This is a genomic window from Ornithinimicrobium murale, from assembly GCF_003352835.1.
Lineage (GTDB): Bacteria > Actinomycetota > Actinomycetes > Actinomycetales > Dermatophilaceae > Ornithinicoccus > Ornithinicoccus muralis.
In genome coordinates this window covers 333,455-355,786 of the sequence record NZ_QLVD01000019.1, presented here as the reverse complement: position 1 = coordinate 355,786, position 22,332 = coordinate 333,455, and the positions used below count along the sequence as shown (strand labels likewise).

Here is a 22,332-nt window from a genome sequence, read left to right as displayed (position 1 = left end):
GTGAGATATGACCACGACAAAGACGAAGACCCACTCGCTGCTCCTGAAAGGCTGGGTCGACCGCGGCCTGGGCGACCTGGACCAGGACGTGTCGGCCAAGTTGGCTGACGTCCTGGCCGCCGCGCCGAACACGCGCGAGAAGGCACCGACTCCGGCCAAGCGGGTCGCCTACCCCACCACTCGCGGGATCGCCCTCGGTGTCAGCGTCGGCAAGGTGGAGGCAGGGGTGCACCTCGAGGCCGCCAGTACCCGGATGGAGCTGTTCATAACGGCGCACGACTCCGAGCCGGGCCTGCGTCTGCGAACCGGGTTCGACGCCCAGCTCGCCGCCGACATGCTCGCCGACCCCCGCCCATCCCTGATCACCAAGCACGACTCCTACCAGGTCGGGCGCGAGGTCGGGACAGCAATGGCCGAGGAGGGCTAGTTCGCCAGCCGGGAGACCATGGCCTCAGAGACGGAGGCGGCCTTGGCGATCGCTGCCACCGGTGCCCCCGCGCGGACTGCTGCACGGACCGCGGTGTCGCGTCGCTCCCGTGCCGCCCGGACCCCCTCCTCCGCGGCGCTCAACTGGTACATGGCGGACTCTATGCGCTCGATCAGCTGAGCCTCGTGACGCCCGGAGGCGGTGATGGAATCCATGGTGACAGCCTGCCGGTTCACCCCAGCGGAGTCCACCTGGTGAGCACCCTGGCGAAGTCCGGCATGGAGGCGTCCAGTGCTGCGGTGACCGGGCTGCCTTGCTCATCGGCTGCGGGGGCGCGTACGGGAATCCGTTGTCAGTGCCACAGGCCGGGGCGATCTTGGGACAGGAAAGCAGCCAGCCGGCTCACTCGCAGGCAACCCCGTCGCCGTCGCCGTCCATGTGCCCGCCGTAGCCCGGCTCCCCCTTGTGCAGCGGGGCGGCGCCGGCCTCGCGGGCCTGGGTGCAGTTCTCGAAAGGCTCAGTGCCGGTGGACGGGGCCGGGTTGACGTCTTGCGCCTCAGCCTCGTTGCCGCCGGTCAGGTGGGTGGCCTCGTGGAAGACCGGGGTGTCGGCCAGGTCGTCGAGGGTGATGAGTCCCTGGTCGGAGCAACCGGCGAGGATGTCGGACAGGGCCACGTATTCGGCATCGGTGACACCCAGGTCGTACTTGGCCTTCACGGTGACCTGCTGGGCGGCGAACTCACAGTGCCCGCCCTCGAACGGCGGCAGCCACTGGGCGGCGTTCTTGTCACCCTTGGACATGTTCACGCTGCCCTCGACTGTGATGAGGTTCAGCGGGTCCTGGTAGAAGGCCTCGCGCTCATCCTGGGTGAGGTTCTGCGCCCCGGTCAGCCAGGCGTCATGGGCGGAGACAACATGCTCGGTGTGGGCGTCGCCAACGTTGGTCGCGACGAACGCGGTGCCGGTGTAACGGTCGGCGATGACGACCTGCTCGGACTGACAGTCACCATCCTCGTCGACCCACTCAGTGGCGTCACGCTTCATGACGCCCTGGCGGGTGGTGCAGCCGTTTCCGTCGGAGTCGGTCCAGGACCCGCCGAAGGCAGCCTCACGGTCATACGGGGCGATGTCGTGGGCGATGATGCGCAGGCCATCCAGGGCGTCCATCGCGCTGCCCGTCTCGACCTGCTCGGTGGTGTCGGTGGTCTCCTGCGCGGCGACAGTGACTCCACCCTGGTCCGCGGTCGGTGCCTGGTCGCTGTTCGGCTGGCAGCCAGTGACTGCGACAGTAAGGATGAGGACGGCTCCGACGAAGGTCTTGGTGCGCATAGTTCACTGGTGTGGCGTGCCGACGGTGATACAAACATGCCGCCGCACAGTGACCAGGCCACCAGAGCTGGCCGGCCGGGCCGCTCGCGTGTGCCGAGGGGAGGTGAGCACATTGTTCTTCCTGGCAAACGACATCCTGGACTGGTGGAAGGGCTGCTTCATGTTCCCGAGCACGCCCTGGTGCAAGTGACCAGCTGACCCACTGCACGACACAAGGACAGGGACCAGGTGAAGTCACCTGGTCCCTGTCCTTGCGTCGTTGTCCCGCCACACCACCAGGGCATGAGCGAGACTTGGCTGACCAGCGACACGCACGTCGGGCACGAGAGGATGGCCGAGATGCGCCACTTCACGAGCGTGCGCGCCCACGACGAGGCCATCGTCCGTAACCTGGTCCGCCGGGTCGGGTGCGACGACCACCTGTGGGTGCTCGGTGATGTGGCCCTGGGCAACCGGGTGCAGTCGCTGCGCTGGTTCAACCACGTCCCGGGCCGCAAGCACCTGGTGCTGGGCAATCACGACCGAGCGCACGGCATGAACCGCAACGCCCACGTCTACCTGGACGAGTACCTCGAGTTCTTCGACACCGTGCAGACGATGGCCACCCTCCGACACCAGGGCCAGACCGTCCTGCTGTCCCACTTCCCGTACGACGGAGAAGGAGCTGACCGACCCGACGAGGTTGACCGCGCGACCCAGTGGCGGCTGCGCGATGAGGGTCGTCTACTGATGCACGGCCACGTCCACGACGACGTCCGGTTCCGCGAGTCAACCCTGGGCAGCCCGATGATCCACGTCGGCCTGGACGCCTGGGGACTGAAGCCGGTCACCCTGCACGACGCCCTGGCCGCGCAGGCCGATTAGCGCTTCCTGCGGGGACGGCGGCCGCCGCGGGGCGGTTCGACGCGCGTGAAGTTCAGCGACCCGGACGGGTGGATGCCCTCGGCCCAGGTGCCGTCGGTCACGAACCCGGCTTCGTCCAGGGTGTGACAGCGTCGGCAGATGCGCAGGCCGGAGGCGGCGTCCACGAAGCTCACCTGGTGGCAGGCGAAGCACCGGTTCAGCACGATCTGCGGGTCTTCCCAGCGCGGGTGGGGTGCGCCGTGGAAGGTGAGCTTGCCGCCGTTGCCGGGCCGGCCGACCACTACCAGTCGCCACGGGAAGTGCAGGCCGAACCCACACGCACAGGTGGCCTTGGGGTTGACTTCTGTCCTCTCCCCCGGGTCATTAGATGAGCAGCCGGCTGAGTGCAGGCAGGCGACCGCCAGTCCGTGCGGCTTGTCAATGCGCTGGTCGTGCGGGCCCTTCACCTCCAGCCAGGTGGTGACCCTCGGCAGGTAGAGGTCGGGACGGTAGTTGGTGCCCGACGGCAGCTTCACGCCCTCCGGCTCGTAGTTCCACCGAATACCGCAGGCGTCCAGGTTCTTCGCCCAGTCAGCCTCGAGGGTAGAGATGAAGGTGATGCCGGAATAGTCGGTCGCAATCGCCCGGATAGCCAAGGCGTCTCCTCAGCCGACGTGCTCAGGCAGGAGGTTAGCGCTCAACTCGAGCTCTGCCTTCCCACCCGGCGCCACGGTAAACGACCCGTCGAGGTCCTCGGCGTCGAACATCCCGTTGATTGATGTGGACACGACAGTGACGGTGGTCCGGTCTGCCTCGGCGGGGAAGACCGCTTCGGCGGGCAGCCTGCTGGTGAGAGGCCGGCTGTTGTCGTTGAGGACTGCCAGGGACCACCTGACGGCGCCTGCGTCCCGGGCCAGAAGGGTGCGTTCAAGGGTCAGTTGGTTCTCAGACATGGGTACTCCTGTCGGTCAGGTGACTCAGGCGGCGGCGGTATGGTTGACGGTCACGCAGGTGCCCAACCCGGAGGCGGCCAGGGCTGCAGCGGCCTCCTTGCCGTAGGTCACCACCTTGTCGAGGTCGTTGGCCTGCGGGTAGTGGAAGGTCTCGTCGCTCTCGTAGTCGTGCAGGGCAGGACGGAGCCCGCCGGGCAGGACGGTCAGATCGGACTCCGGCGCGGTGGACGGACCGAACCGGCCCGAGCGATCGCGGTCCTGTTCGCGCTGGTTGACGGCGTTTGCACCCAGTTGCGTGCTCATGACAGTCACACTGTGCGGGGAGTACGACGGAGCAGAGGCCAGCGCAGGTACGCCGCTACAGGGTGAGAAACCGAGGGCACGGGACTTTGTGCCTAGAACACCCCAGTCGTCCTTGGCCTGGACCAAAACGGCACACCCAGATGCTGCCCCACAGGCTTTAACGCTGGCTTCCCTGTTCCGTTGTACTGAGGTGGTGTGGCGGCTGGTCGGTTAACCTCGGGCGGCGAACCAGGCCAGGGCACCGGCCTCGTCGTCGAACTCCCCGTTGTCCTGGGCCAGCTCGGCGTCCGCCAAGACTGACTTGAACCCGGGTCCGGGCTTCATTCCGGTGCCGATGAGGTGCCGCCCGGTGAGGAGACGGGGCGCGGGCCGTTGCGTCACCTGGTGCTCAGCGGCCACCTCCAACCAGACCTGTGACGGGTCGGACTTGGCTCCTGGACCGCGGCCGGCTGCGTCTGCGGCGACCACGATGGACCACTCGGACAGGTTGGTCCCGGAAGCGTCCAGACGTCGCTGCAACCGGCGGACAGCACCGATACTGGGCCGAGCATCCTTGCCGACACCCTGGTGGTTCATGTGCTCACGGACCAGTGCAGTGACGCTGGTAGTCAACGTCTTGGGTGCGCCCAGGCGGGTTAACAATTCATGGGTCGGCTGCTCACCGGCCTCAGCGTGGCCGTGACTGGTGATGCGGCCATCAGGCTGGTGTTGGGTGTGGGTGACCTTACCGACGTCATGCAGCAGAGTGGCGGCAACTACGACGGCGCGGCGGTCCGGTGACAGCCCGTCGGCGTCGGCTCGGGACGCGGCCTCATCAGCGGACAGGCCCAGGTGGGTGTAGACATCGCCCTCGGGGTGCCAGACCGGGTCCTGCGGAGTGCTACGGGTGGCGTCCAGCTCCGGGAAGTGCTTGAGCCAGCCGGTTTGCTCCAGGGCCTCCAGGGCTCGGGAGGGGCGGACCCCGCGGGTGAACACCTTGTCGAGCTCGCCCCAGACCCGTTCGGCGGCCAGCTGGTCGTAGGTCGGTGCCAGGGTGCGGCAACGCTGGATGGTCTCCGCTGCCATCTCCATGTCGAAGCGGGCAGCGAACTGGACGCCACGCAGGACACGCAACGGGTCGTCGTCGAAAGCATCGGAGACGTGCCGCAGTGTGCCGGCCTGGAGGTCGTCGGCACCACCGTGCGGGTCGATCAGCTCACCGGTGTCCGGGTCCCACATGATGGCGTTGATGGTGAAGTCGCGCCGGGCGGACGCTTCCTCGAAGGACAGGTCCGGGTCGGTGGTGACCGCGAACCCGCGGTGGCCCTCGCCGACCTTGGAGTCGGTTCGGGGCAGGGTCAGGTCGATGTCATGGGTGCCGTCGCCATCCGGGACCGTGAGTTTGATGACGCCGAACGAGACACCCACCTCGTCGATGCGGCCATGTGGTCCCAGTAGTCGAGCGACCTCGGCGGGAGAGCGGGCGCCGTACAGCTCGAAGTCCAGGTCTTTGGGCTTCAGGTCCGGGTCAAGCAGGGCGTCACGAACCGACCCGCCAACCAGGACGGGCCGCATTCCGGCAGCCCGGAGGGTGTCCAGGGCGGCGTCTACTGGCTCGGGGATGTCCACCAGGCCAAGGATCACCGGGTGCGTGGACAGGTCGGCGTCCGACTCCCCGGCGCCGGTGGTGACCCAGCGACCATCTGCGCCGCGGGGATGCTGGGTCGTGTCGAAGGTCGAGGTGGTCACGCTCTGCTAACTGTGCGGTCGATGTTTGTCATAACCGGAAGATGTCTTCGGTCTATGACAAACATGCAGGTCAACACTGGTCGCGGTACTGGTGGACGGCGAATGTGACGACCGACTCGATGGCCGGGTTGCAGTCGCCGAGGCGCTCGGCCCGGTCGGTAAAGTCCCCGATGTAGGGGCCGTGCTTGTGCCACCGAAAGCCGGGACTGTCCTTTCGGGTCACAGGGTTGGCGGTCAGGGCGTAAGCCTGCTCGTCGGTCGTCAGCCAGGCCAGGCGTTCGAGGATCTGTTCCAGGGAGTCGGCGACACCGAAAGACATCCGACCCGCCTCCTCGTTGCGGGCCACGACCGAGATGATGGTTGCCATGCTGCGGTCGGGTAGGTGGTCGAACCACAGTTCGGGCTCGAACACGTCACCGAACCCCTGGTCGAAGCCCCAGCCGGCGTAGACGCCAGGGTGGCCCTCGACCTCGAAGGTGTGGTCCAGGTTGAGCCCCTGGATGCCAGTGGCTGTGTCGATGACAGACTGCGGCAGGCTCTGCAGCATGGTGGTGGCCTCTCGGGTGGAAACGCTACTTGCACCCCCTGGTGTGGCGCCCGGTGTCTTATCGCTTAGCCAGTTAACTGAGAAGATGCCGAGCCGATCTGTTCGGCGGCGTCAGTCACTGTGTCGACGGTCACCTCGAGCAGAGTCTCCTTCCGCTTCAGGAACGCCGCACTGTCCGCTGCCCAGACGTCGATGTTGCCGGACCGGTAGAACTCGATGGAGATGCAGAGCTCTTCGCCGAAGTGCTCCAGCAGCACTCCCCCGTCCTCGGTGGGAAAGATCGAGTACTGCTCAGGTCGCAGGTGTCCGTCGGTGGCCATGAACTTAGCTGCCCTGTCCAGGCAGTCCGCGGCGACCGCCAGACCCGAGCCGTCCAGCCAACCGTCTTCTAGGGCAGCCAACTCGGCCAGACGTTCCTGGCTCTGGATGGGCAGAGTCACGAGGCACAGGCTTTCGGGAAGCACGCCTGGCACAGCACCCTGGCAATCGGCCCATCGGGTTGTGTGTCGACCACAAGAGAGACGCCGCACAGGGACCGTGGTGACTCAGGCCGGAACCTGTTGACCAGCCTGGGAAACAGCCGCCCCAGGTCGTCAATGAGGCCCTCTCTCCAGCCAACGGCGTGGAGCAGTCCATCGCTCATCAGAGCAGCCCCGCGCCAGACAGCGCGAACCACGCGCCCCCCATCCAGGCGACGGTGCAGACCCAGGCGAACCCGTGCTCACGAGCGCTGTCGGTCGAGCCCAGGATCGGGAACTTGACGACCAACTTGGGGAACAGCGGGTACAAGACCGGGACGCCCTCGGTGGTCAAGATGTCGCCCAGCACATGGCCGATGATGCCAGCCCCTACGGCGAATGGGAGCCACCACAGCCCGTCTCCACCGACTGGCACGAAGTAGACGATGGCTGCCGTCCCTGCCGCTGCGATGGCCGCGTAGGTCAACTCAGCCGGGCCGCTGCGGGGCTTCGGGCCCAAGCGCAGGATCATCGCGACCAGGAAGAGACTGATGAAGATGAAGATGGCTTCCGGGTGCGCAGCGAAGTCCTGACTGACGACCCAGGTGACCCCGAGCACCGCCAGGATCGCCGCCCAGATGGTGTGCGTGCCCTTGCGGTGCCCGCCGGATACGGTGGCGGTGACGGTGGCGATGGCCTTGGTGACCGGGCCCAGTACCCGCCCCAGGGTGGCCTGCGGGTGGTCCAGGTCAGGCAGCAGGCCGTACCCGGCGGTGACCGCGCCGAACGCGACGACCTCACCGGCGCTCATATTGCGGTCCAGGAAGATGTTGGCCAGCGGCTGGGCGGCCAGTGTCGCCAGTGCCCCGGTCATCAGGACGTGAGTTCGGCCCATGCACATGGTGGTCAGCTCCTTGTCGTGGCGGTATCAGGAAGGTGGTGTGGCGGACGTGGCAGGAGGAGTCCGAGCCCAGCCCCGATGAAGGCGCAGGCGGCGGCGAGGCTGAGCAGCTGTGTGGCCCAGGCGAGGTCCCACCCGACGCTGGTGGCGCGCAGGATGTAGGCGACGGTGCCCCCGACGACCGCCACCAGCAGGACGAACCGGACGACGTGTCGGGGCCTGGCTGCTCGGGCGATGAGGTCGCGGACGAGTGCGACCCCGGTGCACCCGACCAGGACACCTGCGAGGGCGAAAGCCGCTACGACACCCCACGGGTCGTGCTGGACCAGGTAGCCCAAGACAGTCAGGGTGACCACGAGGTCCACCCAGAACAGTGACCGAGCCGCCCACGACGGAGCAGGGGCGAAACTGCGGGACTGTGTGAATCGGACTGTCGCCCACAGCAGTAGACCGAGGATGAGACAGAGAGCCGCCAGGTCTGGGTTGCCAGACTCGAGGCTGAAGACCACGCAGGCGGCCAAGAGGACCAGTACCCCGACGCGCAGGCCCAGGTAGAGGCGCGGGTCAGTCGGTAGTTGCATGGTTCAGCTCCTCGTTGCTGCGATGCCCCGTTGGTGTGGCGCGGTCAGCTCGAATCGCAGACGGCCCGGCTCCTGAACACACGTCGGGTAGATGTCGAGCGAGGCGGCCAGGGCGGTGGCCGCGCGGTCCTGCTGCTCGACGGTCGCGGACACCGGGAAGACGTCACGGCCGAGCAGTTCACGCAGGAGGGCGGTCGCCACCCCGGCGCGGCGGTAGGCAGGGGCGGTGTAGAGAACGGCCAGCTCAGCCACGTCAGGCTCCGGGTAGAGCAGCGCCACCCCGACGTCTCGGTCACCGACGCTTGCCAGTGCCACCACGGACCTCCTGGTGGATGCCAGGTCGAGCAGTACCTGGGCGTGTCTCTGCGTCAGCCTGTTCGGTCGCAGGTCCCCGTGCAGGCCGCTCAGGTAGGCGCGGACCAGCCGGTGGGCTCGCCGGAACCCGGTGGGGTCTTCACGGCGGAGCACCTCGACGACAATCGTGCTCACCAGCGACAGCCACAGTCGCCGCTGGACGGGTCGATGGGCTTGTCGCAAGCCGGGCAGATCGGTCCGGTTCCGGCCGGTGCAGCAGGTGCCTTCAGCGCCTTCGCAGCGGCGGCCGCACCACGCAACGGCTTGCCGTCGATGTCGGTCGGTGTCTGGCCGGGCCCGAAAGGCGAGTCTGCCGGCAGGGGCTTGCCTGAGGGCGGGAGGTCACCGCGGGGCGCCTCGGCGCGGTCTGGGACGCCTGACTCCTCCGACTCGGACAGGTCAGGGGCGTGCTCGGCCACCTGGGCGCCGGTCGGGGACGCCTTCTTGTTCAGTGGTAGCCCGAGCTCGGTCAGCTTCTTGGCGTAGTCCTTCTCGTCGGCGTAGAACGACTTGTAGACCACGGAGGCATGGCCCTCCAGATCGGCCACCCCGACACCGCGGGCATGGGCACCGGATGACTTGACGTGCTCGGGGACGTCGACGACACCTGACTCGTCGTTGAACGCCTGGTTGCGCGCCGGCCTGGACGGGTTCGACCCGGCCAGGACACGGTGCCCGATCTTGTTCTTGAGGCTCGGCGGCAGACCCGTGGAGGCGTTGGTGACCTGGGTGGACAGCACCATGCGGATCCCGACGAACCGCTGCTCGGCGATGATCTTGTTGACGAACCGCGAGATGAGTGCCCGCAGGAAGTTCATCTGGTTGATTTCCATGACGATCGGGTGGTCTTTCGGCACCCCCTTGGGCACGGGGTCCATCACCGTCAGGGCAGACAACTCATCGACCACCACGAAGATCGGCTGGAAGCGGTCCTTGGCTGGCATGTTCAGCCAGTTGGGAATCCCCATCTCCGCCAGGACCTTCGAGCGCTTCTTGCCCTCCTCGTAGATGAGCGCCAGGGCGGTCACCGCGTGGGCCTCAGAGTCACAGCCCCAGCCGTGTTCCCGTAGGAACGGCTTGGCCCATAGGAAGTCGACCGATTTCTCGGAGTCGTCGATGATGGCGACGGAGGCGCCGTCCGCGAGCTGCTGAGCGATCAGCCAACTGAGCAGGACGGTTTTTCCGCTGCCTGGCGTCCCCGCGACGAGGCCCCACGCGGAGGCCGCCCAGTCGATGACCTCCAGCGGCCCGACACCTTCGCCCTCCTCGGGCAGAGTCACCCCCAGTGGGGTCATCTGGACGTCGCCATTGCCGAGGGTCTTGATGGGTGACGGGATGGCCTTGGGGAACAGCGGCGGGTCGCCGGGGATGAACGTTGCGGTCAGGGTCTGCGGGTTCACCTTCACCCGCCAGCCGACCGTGCCGACCACGTCGGTGGCGACCTCGACCAACTTGTCGTAGTGCTTGGATGAGACGTAGGTCTTCGGTAGCCCCAGGTTGAACCCGCCGTCAGAGGTCGGTGATACCTGAACCTCCCAGGGCTTGACCCCGATAGCTGTGGAGACGGCACCGCGGCAGCGCAGGGCGTCCTCGGTCATCTTCGAGAGCGTCGCCTTGCCCAGGAACGGCTCGAACCTGGTCATCACCACGCCGTAGTCGGAGTAGGTGTCCGCCAGGGAGGCCGCGAGCTTGTCACCGTCAGCGGGCTTGGTGCCGCCGGGTAGCTTCACGTCGAAACTGTCGGCCTTCTTGGTGACCGTGGTGACTGCGGAGTGCCGGATGAAGATGCCGTGCTCACCGTCCACCGAGGACAGCCGCCAGCCTTCCTTGCCGGTGCTCTCGGACACCTTCTTACACATCGCCGCCTCATGCCGCGCAGGGTCGAACCCGTCCGGCAACTTGACCCGGGCTCGCTCGATCGACGACGTGGAAGTGCTCACATAGGTGAACATGCCCAAACGGGCCCGTGCAGAGTGCTGATCAGAACGGAGGCGGGTCGTACTCGCCCTGATCAGCGGTGCTCCCGGTCCAGATCGAAGAAGATCCAGACTCGGGCTCGGGCTCGGGCTCGGTCATGACCGGCCACCCGTGTTCGGCTGCCTCATCGGCGCGGGCGAACGCACTGTCGAGAGCTGCGTCCAGGTTCTCGCCTCGGTAGAGCTCGTCGTCGCTGTCGTAGGAGTCCGGACCGGTCCCGCCCCAGCTCTTCGCGTAGACGGTGTAGCCCTCGTCGTCACGGTCGATGTAGATCGCCATGCCGGTGTCGGTGTTCGGCTGAATCGAGACGCCCTGCTCATCGGTGTGGAGGCATGAGCGGTCAATCCCCAGGTCGTTCAGCGCCCCGGTCATGACGGTCTGGTCGTTGCCGGGCGGAGCGAGCCGGGTGGTGGTCTCGGACGCGGGCTTGGTGGCGAATTGCCCTTGGGGCCCCCGCGGGTGCTGGTGCTCCTGGAAAGTCTGGGTGCTCATGCCTGGCTCACTGTGCGGCGCGGTCCGAAGCGGGTCAGCATCTCGTCGATGTCGACCTCCATGCTCTCGACGATCCCGCTGTCGTGGTCAACCTCGATGGCACCCGTCCAGACGAAACCGGTGTCGGATTGGTCGTGGCCCTTGGCGTATGGCGCGAGGTACTGGGAACGGTTCATCTCGACCCCACTGGCGCAGTCCCACAGCTCGTCGCGGAGTTGATCGTCCTCCTCAAGGTCGTCGATCTCGTCGCCGTCAGCGTCCTTGGCGCTCCAGTGGATCCCGCCCTCGTCGTTGTCCTCTAGGACCATCGTCTGGGCGTTCGGGTACTCCTTGCGGATGATGGCCGCTGCACTGATCAGGGACGCCTTGACCAGGCGCTTGGTGGCCTCCTCGTGAATGGTCGAGGCTTCACCGATCTCCTGGCTCTGCTCGGTGATGATGCGGTCCAGGTCGGTGCCGGTGGTCAGGTCGGTGTCGGACTCGGTGGCCGGCTGGTGCCCGAACTTGCCTGAGGGGTCGCGGTGTGCTTCCCGGGCAGTTTCAGCGGAGGCGGTCATGTGTGTGCTCATGCCCTGCCTACTGTGCGGCGGCGCGGATCTTCTCGGTGGTGCGAAGTGGCTTGGACCACGCGGTGTGGCGCTGGGCCATCACCAGCACCGCGCCGGAGGGAACGTTGAACCGTCCGTGGGCGACCCGTCCGGCGGAGCGCAGGAAGAACTGGGCCACCGTCTCGTGTGGACGCAGCGCGGTCAGGATGCGACCCAGGTAGTTCACCTCGCCCAGCAGTGCCCGGCCGATGCCGCGCCGCCGGTAAGCCGGGTGAACGAATAACCTGCCGAGCTCGAAGTTGCCGATCGGATTCTCGCGGTGGTGGATGAGGTAGCGAGTTGGCGGCCCGCTGATCTTGTTGACGGTGATGACACCGACCAGGACACCGTCCACCTCGGCGACCATGCGTGTGACCTCTCGGCGCAGCTCCATCGCCAGCTGTCCCTCCAGGCGGCCACGGTCCTTCTCGGTGCCATCGGCAGGGAGCAGCAGCGTTGCCAGGGTGGGCAGGTCCTGGGTGACGGCGTCGCGGATGTTCAGGTTCACTGCGGTGCCCCTGTCCCGGTCCGGTTCACGTGCTCGGCCACCGGGTCGCATTCACCCTCGGGCCAGACCGCTCGGGCGATACCAGCGCCGGCCATCGTCCGCAGGCAGGGACCGCACGGCTCGTGGTTGATGTACATCGTGGCCCCGCGGGTCGAACGGGCGGCATACAGCACCGCATTGACTTCGGCGTGCAAAGCGACGCAGCGTCCAGCCCCCGAGTCGTAGTCGGACAGGCCGGCGACCTGCTCGTAGGTCAGCTTCCCGCGGGGACAGCCACCGGAGAGGCAGCCCAGCACCCCTGAGGGCGCACCGTTGTAGCCGGCCGAGATGACCCGACGGGCCTCATCGACCAGGACGGCCCCGACCTTGCGACGGTGGCAGTCGGCCCGGGCGCTTGTGGCCTTAGCCATCCCTAGGAAGTAGGTGTCCCAGCCGGGGCGAACGTCTGCGGTCACGGTGGTGGTCTCCTCGGTCAGTTCAGGTAGCTCAGGCAGTTCGGCCAGGCGCTCACGCAACTCGGCGCTGTCATCGGCGAGCTGGGTCTTGAGCGACCCGACCGTGGAGAGGCAGATGCGGGTGGGGCCACGGACCTGGGTGGTCTCGATCTCGCCGCGCTCCACCAGTGCCCACAGGTGCGAGCGGGTGATGCCGGCCAGGCTCGCCGCAGCATCCAGGGAGACTGTCGGGTCGTCGGTCTGTGCTGTGGCGGTCATGACAGTTCCTCGATGCCAGCGGCGCGGGGGCGTCCGGCGATGAAGTCCTCCAAGGTGCCGACACCCTTGGTGAACATGTTGCGAATCGCTGGCAGGTCAGCGGAGTCGATGCGTTTCTCGTCGTGGATGACCACCGATGGGATCTCGCGCTGCTCGACGAGTCGCCACACGTGCAGCCGGGCCACACCCAGCTTGGTAGCGACTTGGTCGATGGACAGCGTCTTGGTCGGGACTGGCTTCGTCTGGCTAGGCACTGACGGGCTCCTCGAGGGTGTCGGACTCGGGCAGGTCGGGATCGGCTGTGGCCCAACGTTCTTGGTCGACTCCCAAGGTTCGGAGAGACAGTTCGGGGACATCACCGGTGTGGCAGGTGCAGGAACAGGTGAGCTCCAACGCCTTGAGCTCACCCGGGCAGCCGTCGGTGCGGGGCCCGTGCAGACAGTGGCCGTCAAGACACCAGCCAAACTTTGTCGCCATGACCTACCTGTGCCAGCTACGAACTGGCCAGGTCCTGGGTTTCGCGACCTGCAAGGATTGCTTCGCGCTCTCTCGGGCTAGCGCCACCCCACACGCCGTGCTCGATCCGGTTATCGAGCGCGAAGTCCAGGCAATCGGCGATGACTGGACAGGCCCCGCAGGTTGCCTTAGCCCTGTTCGGGTTCTGCCCCTTCTCTGGGAAATACAACGCCGGGTCGGTCTGGGCGCAGAGGGCATCCAGGGTCCAGTCTCCGTTGTCGTCGGCAGGCCGCCTCGCCATCAGTTCTGTGATGGCGAGGGCAACGGCCCGGTCGGCTTCACGAAGAACTCTGCGCCACGGCTTGGCCTTGCCTGCACTGGATGGACGGTTGATCATGCACCGGTGGTGTGGCGTGTGGACGAGGTAGTGCCGTCCTCTGGCAGGCTGTGGCCGTGGCCGACCTCCTTTCCATGCTTTCTGAGATCAACGACGCCGACCTGCGGGCCCGACTGGTCGCGGAGGTGACATCGCGTGGTTCCCACCGTCCGTTCGGCCTTGTCTTCGAGGACACCGTGGAAGAACTGGACCTGGTGGATGCACCAGTACGTCGTGGTGACCGGGCGCAGTACCGCGCTGGTGGCCCAGAACGCCTCGAGGTGTTGTCCGTCATGGACGGCGTGGCGACCCTGCGGCCGATGGAGGAAGGCCACCGGGGTCGCTGGCTGCGCGACATCCACGCCGACAGCATCGCGGTGCCTGTCGCGGATGTCATGGTGACGGTCGACCATGACTCGAAGGTCTACCCGGGGCTGGTGCAGACCGGGGCCGCAGGCAAGACCAGTCCGGGCCGGCCGACCCATGTGGCGATCGCCGGGGAGAACCTGCACGCACTCCGAGCCCTGAAGTACACCCACCGGGCCAGCGTCGACCTCATCTACATCGACCCGCCCTACAACACGGGCAACAAGGACTGGGTCTACAACGACCGCTGGGTGGACTCCAACGACAGCTTCCGGCACTCCAAATGGCTGGCTTTCATGCGCCGCCGGCTCCGGCTCGCCTACGACCTGCTGAAAGACACCGGCGTCATCATCGTGGCCATCGGGGACGACGAGCAGCACCGTCTCCGGATACTGATGGACGAGGTGTTCGGCGAGTCCAACTTCATCTCAAACGTCGTCTGGCAGGGCGGACGCAAGAACGACTCACGCTATGTGTCCAACGGCGCGGACTACATGCTGATCTACGCCAAGGACGAGTCCGCAATGGGCGGGATCGACGTCCGCTGGCGGGAGCGTCGCGCGGGGGTAGATGAGATTCTTGAAGCAGCTGCCCGTGCATGGGCCGATGCGACAGGCGCTACTCCCGCCGAAAGGGCACAGGCAGCAGAACTGTCGGTCAAACAGTGGCAGCGAATGCAGGCGGCAGATCACCCGGCGAGGTCGAAGGGGCTATCCGATTACACCAAGATTGACGAGACGGGTGAGGTGTATCGGCTGAAGGACATCTCGTGGCCTGGAGGCGGAGGTCCGCGTTATGACGTGCTTCACCCCTCGACGGGCCAGCCAGTAAAAGTGCCTGGACGGGGTTGGATCTTCTCCAACCCCGAGCGGATGCAACAGGAGATCGACGCGGGCCAGATCGTGTTTGGCGCCGATCATCACTCCTACATCAACCGCAAGTCGCTCCTGACTGAGTCGGATTCAATGGGGCCGGAGTCCGTGTTCTCCCGGAAGCGCACCGGCGCGGGGGCGCATCTTCGTACGGTCCTCGGCGACAAGCGGTTCCCGTTCCCCAAAGACCACGAGGTCCTCATGCGCTGGATCCGCCTCGCCGCCCCCTCCGAGGCCGTGGTCCTGGACTTTTTTGGCGGATCGGGTTCGACTGCCGAGGCTGTGATGCGGCTCAACGCTGAGGATGGCGGCACCCGGCAGGCCATCCTGGTCACCAACAACGAGGTGGCGGCCGCCGAGGAGAAGAAGCTCCGCAAGGACGGCCACCTGCCTGGGTCGGCGGACTGGAAGGCGAAGGGAGTCTTCGAGAGGGTGACACGGCCGCGGCTGACGACGATCCTGACCGGTCAGCGGGAGGACGGATCGACGTACGACTCCCCCGTCGACGGTGAGCACCCGCAGCGCGTGGAGTTCTTCGACCTGGGTTACGTGTCACCACGTCGGGCGCGCCTCAACCTGGAGTGGAAGCGCCTGGCGCCGTTGCTGTGGATGCGCGGCGGCGCCCTAGGCGACATCCCTGCCCGGGCTGACGAGCCCTACGTGGTAACCGACGGGTTCGCGGCCTTGTGGGGCAGTGACCACGCGAAGGCCCTGGCTGCCGAGCTCACCGACCAGAAGGTCGTGTTCATTGTCACCGACTCTGAGGCTGAGTTCGTGGCGGCCGCCAAGCACTTCGACGGCTTCGAGTGCCGTCACCTGTGGAACGACTACCTGGGAAACTGAGATGACTCTCACCGATTGGCTCACCGCCGTTGGCACGGTCGTGATGGCCCTTGCGACCGGTGCGCTGGTGTTGATGGCATGGAGCGCTTGGACCACAGCTCAAGCCACCCTCAGCCAGATGCGCATGGACTCTGCTGCTGCTGCGCGGCCGTATGTGTCCGCTCGGGTTGTCCCAGGGATAGGCGCTCCAGACAGCTACGACATAGTGCTCCAAAACCATGGTCGCTCTACCGCCCGTGGCGTCCGATTGGATATTCGGACGCCCCTCCCCCAGGACTCCGTCGACTCCCTAGCCTCATCACTCCAGACACGGTTCGCCGAGACGTTTGACCTGGTGCCGGGCGAACAGCTGCGGTTCGTGTGGGCCGCCGACCTTGAGGCGCTGCAGAAGCAAGGCATCAGGATCCAGATTGGCCCAAACGACGCCCCCAAGGATCGAGCACATGTGGGGGCGGAGAAGCACACAGACGTGGCTCTCACTTACGCCAATGAGACGGGCACCACCTACGAGTCGACGGCCACCCTTCGGTGGGACCTGCTGGGCGCGACGGCAATCTCCCAGCCAGGGGTCAAGCTGAATGCCGGCGGCCCCACACAGAGCAATTTCTACAAGCTCGGCCAGGAACTCGTGGCCGCGGTCAATCACCTTCGACGAGGCATGGAGTAGAACTGATGCGTTACGACCTCAAGGAGTACCAGAGCGAGGCCGCGCGGGACCTGATCGGTGCCATCCGGGAGGGCGTGGACAGTCACAGGCAGCGTGACCGGCTCTCCTCGGTGACGTTGTCGGCCATCACCGGCGCCGGGAAGACGGTCATCGCCACGAGCGTTATCGAGGCGCTGCTGTACGGGTCGGAGACCTTGGATGTGACAGCGGACCGGCGCCTGGTGTTCCTGTGGGTGACCGACGACCCGGTGCTGAACCGGCAGACCGCCTTCCGCATGAAAGAGTCCGCCAGCACGCTGGTCGCCGACGACCTGGTAGAGATCGAGGCCGGATTCCACGCCGAGAAGCTTGAGCCCAGCAAGGTCTACTTCGTCAACATCCAGCGCCTGTCCAGGACCTCCACCCTGGTGAAGCCTGGCGAGGGCCGCACCTGGTCGCTGTGGCAGACCCTGGCAAACACCGTGAATGATTCTGACGTCGACCTGGTGGTGGTGCAGGACGAGGCCCACCGTGGCAGCGCCCCAGCCAAAGACGCACCGACCATCGTATCGCGCATCATCTCCGGGACCCATGACGGCGCACCGCAGCCGTCGCCGGTCCCGATGGTGTGGGGCATCTCCGCGACGCCCGGCAAGTTCGACAAGGCGATGCTCGCGGCCAGGCGGACCATCCTGCCAAGCCACAACGTCGAGGTGGAGGCTGTCCGCGACTCCGGGCTGCTGAAGAAGAAGATCCGGGTGGCCCGCCCCGACGAAGCCGGCATCTACGACACCACCACGCTGCGCGAGTCCACTGCGGTGCTGGCTGGGATGACCAAGGACTGGGCCGAGCACTGTGCCACAGACGTGAACATCACGCGGACCGTGGTGCCGGTCATGGTTGTCCAGGTGCCGGACAAGCCGAAGACCAGCGACCTGGCCAGCTACATCGAGGTCATCGAAGAGGCCTGGCGGGACGCTCACGGCCAGGACCTCGAACCGGACGCTGTCGTCAACGTCTTCGGCGAGCACGAGACCTTGGAGTTGGGTGACTGCACGGTCCGATACATCTCCCCGGAGCTCATCCAGGACGACGACACCATTCGCGTGGTCCTGGCCAAGACCGCCATCACCACCGGGTGGGACTGCCCGCGGGCCGAGATCCTGTTCTCGATGCGTGGTGCCAAGGACGAGACCCACATCGCACAGCTGCTCGGCCGCATCGTGCGCACCCCGCTGGCCGACCACGTGGTGGGCGGCAACGACACGTTGAATGCCGTCTGGTGCTTCCTGCCGAAGTTCCACGGGGCCACCCTCAACAAGGTGGTCGCGCACATATCCGGGAAGGCCGGGGACCCAGAAGACGACACGGGCGTTGTGGTGGAGCTGGCTAGCGTCGACCTGGTGCGCAACCCGAAGGTCGAGCCTGAAGTGTTCGAGCTGTTCGAGTCGCTACCGTCCTGGGTGAAGCCCTCGGCACCGCGCAAGCCGATGGATCGGTTGCGGTCCTTGGCTGCTCTGGTCGCCGCCGACGAGGTGGTCGAGGACCCGACGACTGCGTCCAACGCTGAGCTGTGTCGGCTGCTGGATGGTGTCGCCGGCTCCCACCGGGACAAGGTGACTGCCCGGGTGGAAGACATCCGGGAGGCGTCACTGAGCGTCACCGACTTCGACAACGCCGGCGAGCAGGGCAGCATCCAAGAGTTGGCGCTGGACACTGACCGAAAGAACCTGGCCGACGCCTGGACCGCCGCGAAGAAGGAACTGCCGCAGGGGCTGGCCCAGATCTACCTGGACTGGACCCTGGAGCAGACCGACGGCGGCAAGGAGGCGGCCTCTGAGGAGGACATCGAGACCGCCGAACTTCATGTGGCTGCGTTGGCCACGCTGAGGGGCCTGGACGCCTCCCTGCCGCACGCAAAGGCGATGGTGGAGGCCAAGGCCGAGGAGATCGTCTCCGGCTGGTTGGCGAAGGCCCGACCCTTTTACGAGGGCCGACGCAACTCTCGGGCGGCCGAGTACGAAGCGGTCCTGCACTCAGGGACCGAGCCCACCCAGGACACGCTGGCGATCCCAGAGACGGGCAGCACCGACGGCCAGAAGATGGACGGCGACAAGGCTGTCGACCTGCCCACCGAGGAACTGCACCTGCTCTCCGACGTCAAGCGCCCCGGGCTGTACCCGTTGAAGCTCAACGCCTGGGAGTCCAAGGTTCTCGAGGTCGAGCTGAACACCGGCCAGCCGGTCGTCGGCTGGTACCGCAACCCGTCTCGGTCAAACACCGCGCTGCGTATCGCTTACCGAGACGGCGAGAGCTGGGGGTCGATGCAGCCCGACCTTGTCTTCGCCACGCGCGACCGCAACGACGGACAGTTGCAGGCCCACATCGTTGACCCGCACGGTGGACACCTCGCGGACGCGCTGCCCAAGCTTCAGGGCCTGGCCGAGTATGCCGAGCGGTTCGGCGACAGGTACTCCCGGATTGACGCGGTCGGCTGGAACAGCGACAAGCAGTTGCGGGCATTGAGCCTGCAAAACGAGAAGACGAGGGCGGCTGTCATGGCGTTCACCGAACCGGACGTCACGGCGCTCTACGACTCCCACGGGCATCTCTACCCGGCCTGACCCACCTCCGAGTGGGTGGTCAGTCCGTGCGGCGCCCGGCGGCCCGCTCGGTCCGGCGCAGGGTCGACCGCAGGTTCTTGAAGGCCCGATACTCCGAGGGGGTGCTCGCGGAGAACACGGGGGTGGCTTTGAACGGCGGGGTCCAGCGCAAGTGGTCGTTGCTAGTCCGCTCGACCGTCCAGCCGCGCGACTCGTACTCGCGCCGGAGCTGTTGCAGGTCCTTCTTACTCATACTCAGCCGGCTGCCTCTTGGCGGCCAGGTCTTGGTGCGGTCGGTATCAACGTGCACATCTTGGGTCTCCGTTCGCTGGACGTCACGAAGGAGGTGGTGTGGCGCCACGCCGAGGCTGCCTCGGAAATCAGTGCGGTGACCAGGGTTACCGTGAAGCCCTGTTTGCCTGGTGAGTGAACGGGATGTTGGTTGCTGCTCATACGGAAGGGCCCGGGAGGATTCCTCCCGGGCCCTTCTTGATCTGTACTGCCAGGACTACATCTCCCGGGAGTCCACCAGCATCAGGCCGACGGCTGTTGCAGCGATCGCCTTCTTCATGTGCTTCCCCTTTCCGTTGCCTCCGGCCGGAACGTCCCCGCGCGCTGGCCGGTCCTGCAGAGCCAACAGGCTGCCCACGAACGCCACGGTGGCAAGGGGTCACACTGCGATGGGCGCCTTGATGCTCGGGGCGGCCACGTAGTCGCGGACCTCGATGTCGGTAAGCTCGAAGGCGTCGATGGCGGTGACCTCCGGGTTTAGCCAGAGCGTCGGCAGCGGGCCGGGCTCACGGGTCAGCTGCTCGTCGGCCTGCTCGAGGTGGTTGGAGTAGATGTGCGCGTCGCCGAGCGTGTGCACGAAGTCGCCCACGTCCAGGTCGGTCACCTGCGCGACCATGTGGGTCAGCAGAGCGTAGGAGGCGATATTGAACGGCACGCCCAGGAAGATGTCGGCGCTGCGCTGGTAGAGCTGGCAGGAGAGCTTGCCACGGCCACCGTCGGTGCCCGGCGTGACGTAGAACTGGAACATCGTGTGACAAGGAGGCAGAGCCATGTCGTCGACATCGGCCACGTTCCAGGCCGAGACGATGTGGCGGCGCGAGTCCGGGTTGGTACGGATCGACTCGATCACGCGGGCGATCTGGTCGATGGTGCGCCCGTCCGGGGTGGGCCAAGAACGCCACTGGTGGCCGTAGACCGGCCCGAGGTCACCGTTCTCGTCGGTCCACTTATCCCAGATGCTGATGCCGCGCTCGTTCAGCCACCTCACGTTGGTGTCACCACGCAGGAACCACAGCAGCTCACCGGTGATGGAGCGCAGATGCAGCCTCTTGGTCGTCAGGACCGGGAAGCCCTCGCTCAGGTCGAAGCGCATCTGGTGACCGAAGACCGACAGGGTGCCGGTGCCGGTCCGGTCTCCCTTGACGGTGCCTTCGGTGCGGACGTGGTGCAGCAGGTCGAGGTACTGGCGCATGAGGGATGCCTTCCGTGTCGGAGAACTGTTCCCTCTACCTGTGCCAGCCGTCCGCGGGCCAGGTCAGTTGTGGCCGGTCACTCCCCCAGGGCGAGCAGGGGACGGATCTTGCCGGTGGCGTACGCAGCCTCGATGGCCGGGGTGGTGTGCTCGGCGACCGTCCGGTTGTCAGGAAGAACCACGTACTGTCCAAACTCTTCTTCAAACGTGACGATCCCCGACTCGACAGCCTCCAGCTTGGCCTTCAGCACGAGCAGTAGAGCACGCCAGCGCTGCCGGGTTGCCTGCTCGAACGCTCGGGTTGCCGCGGCGGGCGACCTGACCAGGTCCGTCGGGGTGCGGGTGAACTCGGTGTCGTTGCGGTCCGGCATCGGCACGACGAACCGCACCTGCCGGTTGTTCATGTGAAATCCGATGACCGCGCGGGTGCCGTCCCAGCCGTAGGCGAACGAGCTCGCGCCGTACCGGGTGATCGTCTTCTCGATCGCGGTCCGGGTGCTTCCGGAGTCGACCTTCGTGTTTGCTGCGTACGTGGCCATCAGAAGACCTCCAGGACGTTCTTGTCGGTTCGGAACGGGGCGATCAGCTCGTGGTCGAGGACCTCTCGTGTGACGACGGCGATGACTGCTCGGCACAGTGACCGGCTGGACCGCAGGCCGTCGGCGAGCCAGGGCGCCTCGGTTGGGTCGTCGAACCAGACCAGGGGGAGAGTGAAGTCGTTCGGTTCCAGGTCCGTCGGGACGATCTGCGGACCACGGAATGGTCCTCGCCCAGGTGGGTCTTTCAGGAAGACGAGCCGATCGTTGTGGTCGGGCTCATCAGGGTGACCCAGCGCGAGAGCCAGCTGAGACAGCGCCTTCCGCACAGGAAGCGGCCCGGCCACCATGAAGAAGACACCGTGGCGCCCCTGTGCCAGGTTGCGGAACAGCGGGGCGGGCAGGTTCACCGTTGTCATTGGTTCTCTTCCTCAGGTGTCACACAGTCGTGCACCAGGTCAGCCCAGCGATGATCCTGCCCGGTGGCGACAAGCCAGCAGGCGGAGCACGACACCGCCGGTGGGACAGGTGCGTGCGGTGGTTTCGGGGCGGCGTGCTCGCCCAACTGCAGTTGAGCCTCAGCCTTGCCTTCGCGCCGTTCGCGCCGGTTCGTCCTGGTCTTGATCCGCCTGGTGACCCCGGCCCGCTGGGTGTAGCAGTACAGCTTGCGCCAGCCAGTGTGCACGTCCTGCTCGTCGCCATTCACGATCCGCCTGGCCATCAGACGCCTCCAAGCCGAGGCAACGCGTCGGCCAGGACGTCACGTAACCACTCGGGCTGGGCCGTGCTTGGATCGACACTGCTGCGGCGGCCGGGACCGGGCGTGCCGTCCCTCATGAGTACCCGGCCAGTGACCCAGACAGATGGCTCTCCGGCGACGTCGAGGCTGACCGTCACATCGTGCACCCTGGCGAGGGGCAGGCTGCCACCGGTGGTGTAGTCCAGGTCGCGCAGGTGGAACGTGTAGGTGAGCAGTGGTGCCGGGACGGTGACGGTGCTCATGAGACCACTCGGAGGTGTCGGCGCCCAGGCACCAGCTCGGGGGCGGCGGGCCCAGGAACGGGCTCAGCCACAGGGAAGACGAAGACCATGCTCGTGCCGGGGTCGCGGGAGTACCGGAGCAGCCCAGCCTTGCGCAGCCGCCACAGGGAGCCACGGGTGAGCTTGTTGTTCGGCATCTTGCACAGTTGACCGGACGACCTGACGATGTCGAGGACGGCCTGATCCTGCTGGTCCTGAGTGAGCACGATGTTCACGGATCCTCCTCGGTGATGACTGTGCCCTCCTGGTTGGCACGGACCGCCTCCGTGGCGCCGGCGCTCACGTCTCGTCCCTCGGAGTCAACCCATCGGCGTGCACGGGGCAGTCCAGCCGGATGACCAGGCGCACACGGTTGTGACCGCGGCCGTTGTCCATAGTCGCGCAGGTGCAACCTTCGGCCCGCGCAGTG

The 22,332-nt window shown here is 66.4% G+C and carries 32 protein-coding genes; 5 read left to right on the top strand and 27 right to left on the bottom strand.

Features of this window, described 5'->3' with window-relative positions; all coding sequences use genetic code 11:
• Positions 1-7: 7 nt before the first annotated feature.
• Complete coding sequence (locus DPQ65_RS08415; protein ID WP_114906880.1) at positions 8-427, top strand: hypothetical protein; 420 nt, start codon at positions 8-10, stop codon at positions 425-427.
• Here DPQ65_RS08415 and DPQ65_RS08410 read toward each other — a convergent pair.
• Positions 424-642, bottom strand: a complete 219-nt coding sequence (locus DPQ65_RS08410) for a hypothetical protein (protein ID WP_162802112.1) — start codon at positions 640-642, stop codon at positions 424-426. The two genes, DPQ65_RS08415 and DPQ65_RS08410, sit on opposite strands and share 4 nt — an antisense overlap.
• 187 nt (positions 643-829) lie before the next feature.
• Complete coding sequence (locus DPQ65_RS08405) at positions 830-1,756, bottom strand: excalibur calcium-binding domain-containing protein (RefSeq protein WP_114906878.1); 927 nt, start codon at positions 1,754-1,756, stop codon at positions 830-832.
• Between the two features lie 282 nt (positions 1,757-2,038).
• On the opposite strand from DPQ65_RS08405, the gene DPQ65_RS08400 reads away from it, so the two are divergent.
• The gene (locus DPQ65_RS08400; protein WP_114906877.1) at positions 2,039-2,620 is read left to right on the top strand and encodes a metallophosphoesterase family protein; all 582 of its coding nucleotides are present in this window, start codon (positions 2,039-2,041) and stop codon (positions 2,618-2,620) included.
• On the opposite strand, the gene DPQ65_RS08395 is transcribed toward DPQ65_RS08400, so the two are convergent.
• From DPQ65_RS08395 to DPQ65_RS16320, 17 genes are all read right to left on the bottom strand, one after another.
• Entirely contained in the window at positions 2,617-3,255 is a 639-nt protein-coding gene (locus tag DPQ65_RS08395; RefSeq protein WP_114906876.1) for a PDDEXK family nuclease, read from the bottom strand. The genes DPQ65_RS08400 and DPQ65_RS08395 overlap by 4 nt on opposite strands.
• A gap of 9 nt (positions 3,256-3,264) precedes the next feature.
• Positions 3,265-3,552: a hypothetical protein gene (locus DPQ65_RS08390; RefSeq protein ID WP_114906875.1), complete on the bottom strand. Its 288-nt coding sequence runs from the start codon at positions 3,550-3,552 to the stop codon at positions 3,265-3,267.
• Between the two features lie 24 nt (positions 3,553-3,576).
• The gene (locus DPQ65_RS08385) at positions 3,577-3,855 is read right to left on the bottom strand and encodes a hypothetical protein (protein WP_114906874.1); all 279 of its coding nucleotides are present in this window, start codon (positions 3,853-3,855) and stop codon (positions 3,577-3,579) included.
• Positions 3,856-4,065: 210 nt separating this feature from the next.
• Positions 4,066-5,583, bottom strand: a complete 1,518-nt coding sequence (locus DPQ65_RS08380; RefSeq protein ID WP_114906873.1) for a CCA tRNA nucleotidyltransferase — start codon at positions 5,581-5,583, stop codon at positions 4,066-4,068.
• 70 nt (positions 5,584-5,653) lie between these two features.
• Positions 5,654-6,130, bottom strand: coding sequence for a hypothetical protein (locus DPQ65_RS08375; RefSeq protein ID WP_114906872.1), 477 nt, complete (start codon positions 6,128-6,130; stop codon positions 5,654-5,656).
• Between the two features lie 65 nt (positions 6,131-6,195).
• Positions 6,196-6,570, bottom strand: coding sequence for a hypothetical protein (locus DPQ65_RS08370; RefSeq protein WP_162802111.1), 375 nt, complete (start codon positions 6,568-6,570; stop codon positions 6,196-6,198).
• 202 nt (positions 6,571-6,772) lie between these two features.
• Entirely contained in the window at positions 6,773-7,483 is a 711-nt protein-coding gene (locus DPQ65_RS08365) for a metal-dependent hydrolase (RefSeq protein ID WP_162802110.1), read from the bottom strand.
• 11 nt (positions 7,484-7,494) lie between these two features.
• On the bottom strand, positions 7,495-8,070 hold the full coding sequence (locus DPQ65_RS08360; RefSeq protein WP_114906869.1) for a hypothetical protein: 576 nt from the start codon (positions 8,068-8,070) through the stop codon (positions 7,495-7,497).
• A gap of 3 nt (positions 8,071-8,073) precedes the next feature.
• Positions 8,074-8,559: a GNAT family N-acetyltransferase gene (locus DPQ65_RS08355; RefSeq protein ID WP_162802109.1), complete on the bottom strand. Its 486-nt coding sequence runs from the start codon at positions 8,557-8,559 to the stop codon at positions 8,074-8,076.
• A complete protein-coding gene (locus tag DPQ65_RS08350; RefSeq protein ID WP_162802108.1) occupies positions 8,556-10,364 on the bottom strand; it encodes a P-loop NTPase family protein in 1,809 nt (602 codons plus the stop codon). The genes DPQ65_RS08355 and DPQ65_RS08350 overlap by 4 nt, the downstream gene beginning before the upstream one ends.
• Positions 10,365-10,404: 40 nt before the next feature.
• Positions 10,405-10,893, bottom strand: a complete 489-nt coding sequence (locus DPQ65_RS08345) for a hypothetical protein (protein ID WP_114906866.1) — start codon at positions 10,891-10,893, stop codon at positions 10,405-10,407.
• Positions 10,890-11,462, bottom strand: coding sequence for a hypothetical protein (locus DPQ65_RS08340; RefSeq protein ID WP_162802107.1), 573 nt, complete (start codon positions 11,460-11,462; stop codon positions 10,890-10,892). Before DPQ65_RS08340 ends, DPQ65_RS08345 begins: the two co-directional genes overlap by 4 nt.
• Before the next feature lie 7 nt (positions 11,463-11,469).
• Positions 11,470-11,988, bottom strand: a complete 519-nt coding sequence (locus DPQ65_RS08335) for a GNAT family N-acetyltransferase (protein WP_202863049.1) — start codon at positions 11,986-11,988, stop codon at positions 11,470-11,472.
• On the bottom strand, positions 11,985-12,701 hold the full coding sequence (locus DPQ65_RS08330) for a deoxycytidylate deaminase (protein ID WP_114906864.1): 717 nt from the start codon (positions 12,699-12,701) through the stop codon (positions 11,985-11,987). Before DPQ65_RS08330 ends, DPQ65_RS08335 begins: the two co-directional genes overlap by 4 nt.
• On the bottom strand, positions 12,698-12,955 hold the full coding sequence (locus DPQ65_RS08325; RefSeq protein ID WP_114906863.1) for a helix-turn-helix domain-containing protein: 258 nt from the start codon (positions 12,953-12,955) through the stop codon (positions 12,698-12,700). The genes DPQ65_RS08330 and DPQ65_RS08325 overlap by 4 nt, the downstream gene beginning before the upstream one ends.
• Complete coding sequence (locus tag DPQ65_RS08320; RefSeq protein ID WP_114906862.1) at positions 12,948-13,178, bottom strand: hypothetical protein; 231 nt, start codon at positions 13,176-13,178, stop codon at positions 12,948-12,950. The genes DPQ65_RS08325 and DPQ65_RS08320 overlap by 8 nt, the downstream gene beginning before the upstream one ends.
• 16 nt (positions 13,179-13,194) lie before the next feature.
• On the bottom strand, positions 13,195-13,554 hold the full coding sequence (locus DPQ65_RS16320; RefSeq protein WP_114906861.1) for a WhiB family transcriptional regulator: 360 nt from the start codon (positions 13,552-13,554) through the stop codon (positions 13,195-13,197).
• 74 nt (positions 13,555-13,628) lie between these two features.
• On the opposite strand from DPQ65_RS16320, the gene DPQ65_RS08310 reads away from it, so the two are divergent.
• Genes DPQ65_RS08310 through DPQ65_RS08300 form a run of 3 tightly spaced genes read left to right on the top strand, consistent with a single transcriptional unit; the run spans position 13,629 to position 18,884 of the window.
• Positions 13,629-15,614 (top strand): site-specific DNA-methyltransferase, encoded by a 1,986-nt coding sequence (locus DPQ65_RS08310; protein WP_162802106.1) that lies wholly within the window; start codon positions 13,629-13,631, stop codon positions 15,612-15,614.
• Position 15,615: 1 nt separating this feature from the next.
• Positions 15,616-16,281: a hypothetical protein gene (locus DPQ65_RS08305; protein ID WP_114906859.1), complete on the top strand. Its 666-nt coding sequence runs from the start codon at positions 15,616-15,618 to the stop codon at positions 16,279-16,281.
• 5 nt (positions 16,282-16,286) lie between these two features.
• Positions 16,287-18,884 carry a DEAD/DEAH box helicase gene (locus DPQ65_RS08300; protein ID WP_114906858.1) on the top strand — a complete coding sequence of 866 codons (2,598 nt, stop codon included), beginning with the start codon at positions 16,287-16,289 and terminating at the stop codon, positions 18,882-18,884.
• A gap of 19 nt (positions 18,885-18,903) precedes the next feature.
• On the opposite strand, the gene DPQ65_RS08295 is transcribed toward DPQ65_RS08300, so the two are convergent.
• The 8 genes from DPQ65_RS08295 to DPQ65_RS08265 all read right to left on the bottom strand — a co-directional run bounded on the left by DPQ65_RS08295 (position 18,904) and on the right by DPQ65_RS08265 (position 22,138).
• Positions 18,904-19,116, bottom strand: coding sequence for a type II toxin-antitoxin system HicA family toxin (locus tag DPQ65_RS08295; RefSeq protein WP_114906857.1), 213 nt, complete (start codon positions 19,114-19,116; stop codon positions 18,904-18,906).
• A gap of 255 nt (positions 19,117-19,371) precedes the next feature.
• Complete coding sequence (locus DPQ65_RS15640) at positions 19,372-19,512, bottom strand: hypothetical protein (protein WP_162802105.1); 141 nt, start codon at positions 19,510-19,512, stop codon at positions 19,372-19,374.
• 21 nt (positions 19,513-19,533) lie between these two features.
• Positions 19,534-20,346 carry a thymidylate synthase gene (locus tag DPQ65_RS08290; protein WP_114906856.1) on the bottom strand — a complete coding sequence of 271 codons (813 nt, stop codon included), beginning with the start codon at positions 20,344-20,346 and terminating at the stop codon, positions 19,534-19,536.
• A 77-nt stretch (positions 20,347-20,423) separates the two neighbouring features.
• A complete protein-coding gene (locus DPQ65_RS08285; protein ID WP_114906855.1) occupies positions 20,424-20,885 on the bottom strand; it encodes a hypothetical protein in 462 nt (153 codons plus the stop codon).
• Complete coding sequence (locus tag DPQ65_RS08280) at positions 20,885-21,301, bottom strand: hypothetical protein (RefSeq protein ID WP_114906854.1); 417 nt, start codon at positions 21,299-21,301, stop codon at positions 20,885-20,887. Before DPQ65_RS08280 ends, DPQ65_RS08285 begins: the two co-directional genes overlap by 1 nt.
• Entirely contained in the window at positions 21,298-21,603 is a 306-nt protein-coding gene (locus DPQ65_RS08275; RefSeq protein WP_114906853.1) for a hypothetical protein, read from the bottom strand. Before DPQ65_RS08275 ends, DPQ65_RS08280 begins: the two co-directional genes overlap by 4 nt.
• The gene (locus DPQ65_RS08270) at positions 21,603-21,884 is read right to left on the bottom strand and encodes a hypothetical protein (RefSeq protein WP_114906852.1); all 282 of its coding nucleotides are present in this window, start codon (positions 21,882-21,884) and stop codon (positions 21,603-21,605) included. The genes DPQ65_RS08275 and DPQ65_RS08270 overlap by 1 nt, the downstream gene beginning before the upstream one ends.
• A complete protein-coding gene (locus DPQ65_RS08265; RefSeq protein ID WP_114906851.1) occupies positions 21,881-22,138 on the bottom strand; it encodes a hypothetical protein in 258 nt (85 codons plus the stop codon). Before DPQ65_RS08265 ends, DPQ65_RS08270 begins: the two co-directional genes overlap by 4 nt.
• Between the last annotated feature and the right edge of the window lie 194 nt (positions 22,139-22,332).

Coding starts and splice junctions, on each gene's coding strand:
- DPQ65_RS08415 (WP_114906880.1), top strand. CDS start 8: ATGACCACGACAAAGACGAAGACCCACTCGCTGCTCCTGAAAGGCTGG.
- DPQ65_RS08330 (WP_114906864.1), bottom strand. CDS start 12,701: ATGACCGCCACAGCACAGACCGACGACCCGACAGTCTCCCTGGATGCT.
- DPQ65_RS08400 (WP_114906877.1), top strand. CDS start 2,039: ATGAGCGAGACTTGGCTGACCAGCGACACGCACGTCGGGCACGAGAGG.
- DPQ65_RS08405 (WP_114906878.1), bottom strand. CDS start 1,756: ATGCGCACCAAGACCTTCGTCGGAGCCGTCCTCATCCTTACTGTCGCA.
- DPQ65_RS08385 (WP_114906874.1), bottom strand. CDS start 3,855: ATGAGCACGCAACTGGGTGCAAACGCCGTCAACCAGCGCGAACAGGAC.
- DPQ65_RS08410 (WP_162802112.1), bottom strand. CDS start 642: ATGGATTCCATCACCGCCTCCGGGCGTCACGAGGCTCAGCTGATCGAG.
- DPQ65_RS08390 (WP_114906875.1), bottom strand. CDS start 3,552: ATGTCTGAGAACCAACTGACCCTTGAACGCACCCTTCTGGCCCGGGAC.
- DPQ65_RS08270 (WP_114906852.1), bottom strand. CDS start 21,884: ATGAGCACCGTCACCGTCCCGGCACCACTGCTCACCTACACGTTCCAC.
- DPQ65_RS08310 (WP_162802106.1), top strand. CDS start 13,629: ATGCTTTCTGAGATCAACGACGCCGACCTGCGGGCCCGACTGGTCGCG.
- DPQ65_RS08375 (WP_114906872.1), bottom strand. CDS start 6,130: ATGCTGCAGAGCCTGCCGCAGTCTGTCATCGACACAGCCACTGGCATC.
- DPQ65_RS08295 (WP_114906857.1), bottom strand. CDS start 19,116: ATGAGTAAGAAGGACCTGCAACAGCTCCGGCGCGAGTACGAGTCGCGC.
- DPQ65_RS08320 (WP_114906862.1), bottom strand. CDS start 13,178: ATGGCGACAAAGTTTGGCTGGTGTCTTGACGGCCACTGTCTGCACGGG.
- DPQ65_RS08290 (WP_114906856.1), bottom strand. CDS start 20,346: ATGCGCCAGTACCTCGACCTGCTGCACCACGTCCGCACCGAAGGCACC.
- DPQ65_RS08300 (WP_114906858.1), top strand. CDS start 16,287: ATGCGTTACGACCTCAAGGAGTACCAGAGCGAGGCCGCGCGGGACCTG.
- DPQ65_RS08360 (WP_114906869.1), bottom strand. CDS start 8,070: ATGCAACTACCGACTGACCCGCGCCTCTACCTGGGCCTGCGCGTCGGG.
- DPQ65_RS08280 (WP_114906854.1), bottom strand. CDS start 21,301: ATGACAACGGTGAACCTGCCCGCCCCGCTGTTCCGCAACCTGGCACAG.
- DPQ65_RS08340 (WP_162802107.1), bottom strand. CDS start 11,462: ATGAGCACACACATGACCGCCTCCGCTGAAACTGCCCGGGAAGCACAC.
- DPQ65_RS08275 (WP_114906853.1), bottom strand. CDS start 21,603: ATGGCCAGGCGGATCGTGAATGGCGACGAGCAGGACGTGCACACTGGC.
- DPQ65_RS08305 (WP_114906859.1), top strand. CDS start 15,616: ATGACTCTCACCGATTGGCTCACCGCCGTTGGCACGGTCGTGATGGCC.
- DPQ65_RS08365 (WP_162802110.1), bottom strand. CDS start 7,483: ATGGGCCGAACTCACGTCCTGATGACCGGGGCACTGGCGACACTGGCC.
- DPQ65_RS08345 (WP_114906866.1), bottom strand. CDS start 10,893: ATGAGCACCCAGACTTTCCAGGAGCACCAGCACCCGCGGGGGCCCCAA.
- DPQ65_RS16320 (WP_114906861.1), bottom strand. CDS start 13,554: ATGATCAACCGTCCATCCAGTGCAGGCAAGGCCAAGCCGTGGCGCAGA.
- DPQ65_RS08285 (WP_114906855.1), bottom strand. CDS start 20,885: ATGGCCACGTACGCAGCAAACACGAAGGTCGACTCCGGAAGCACCCGG.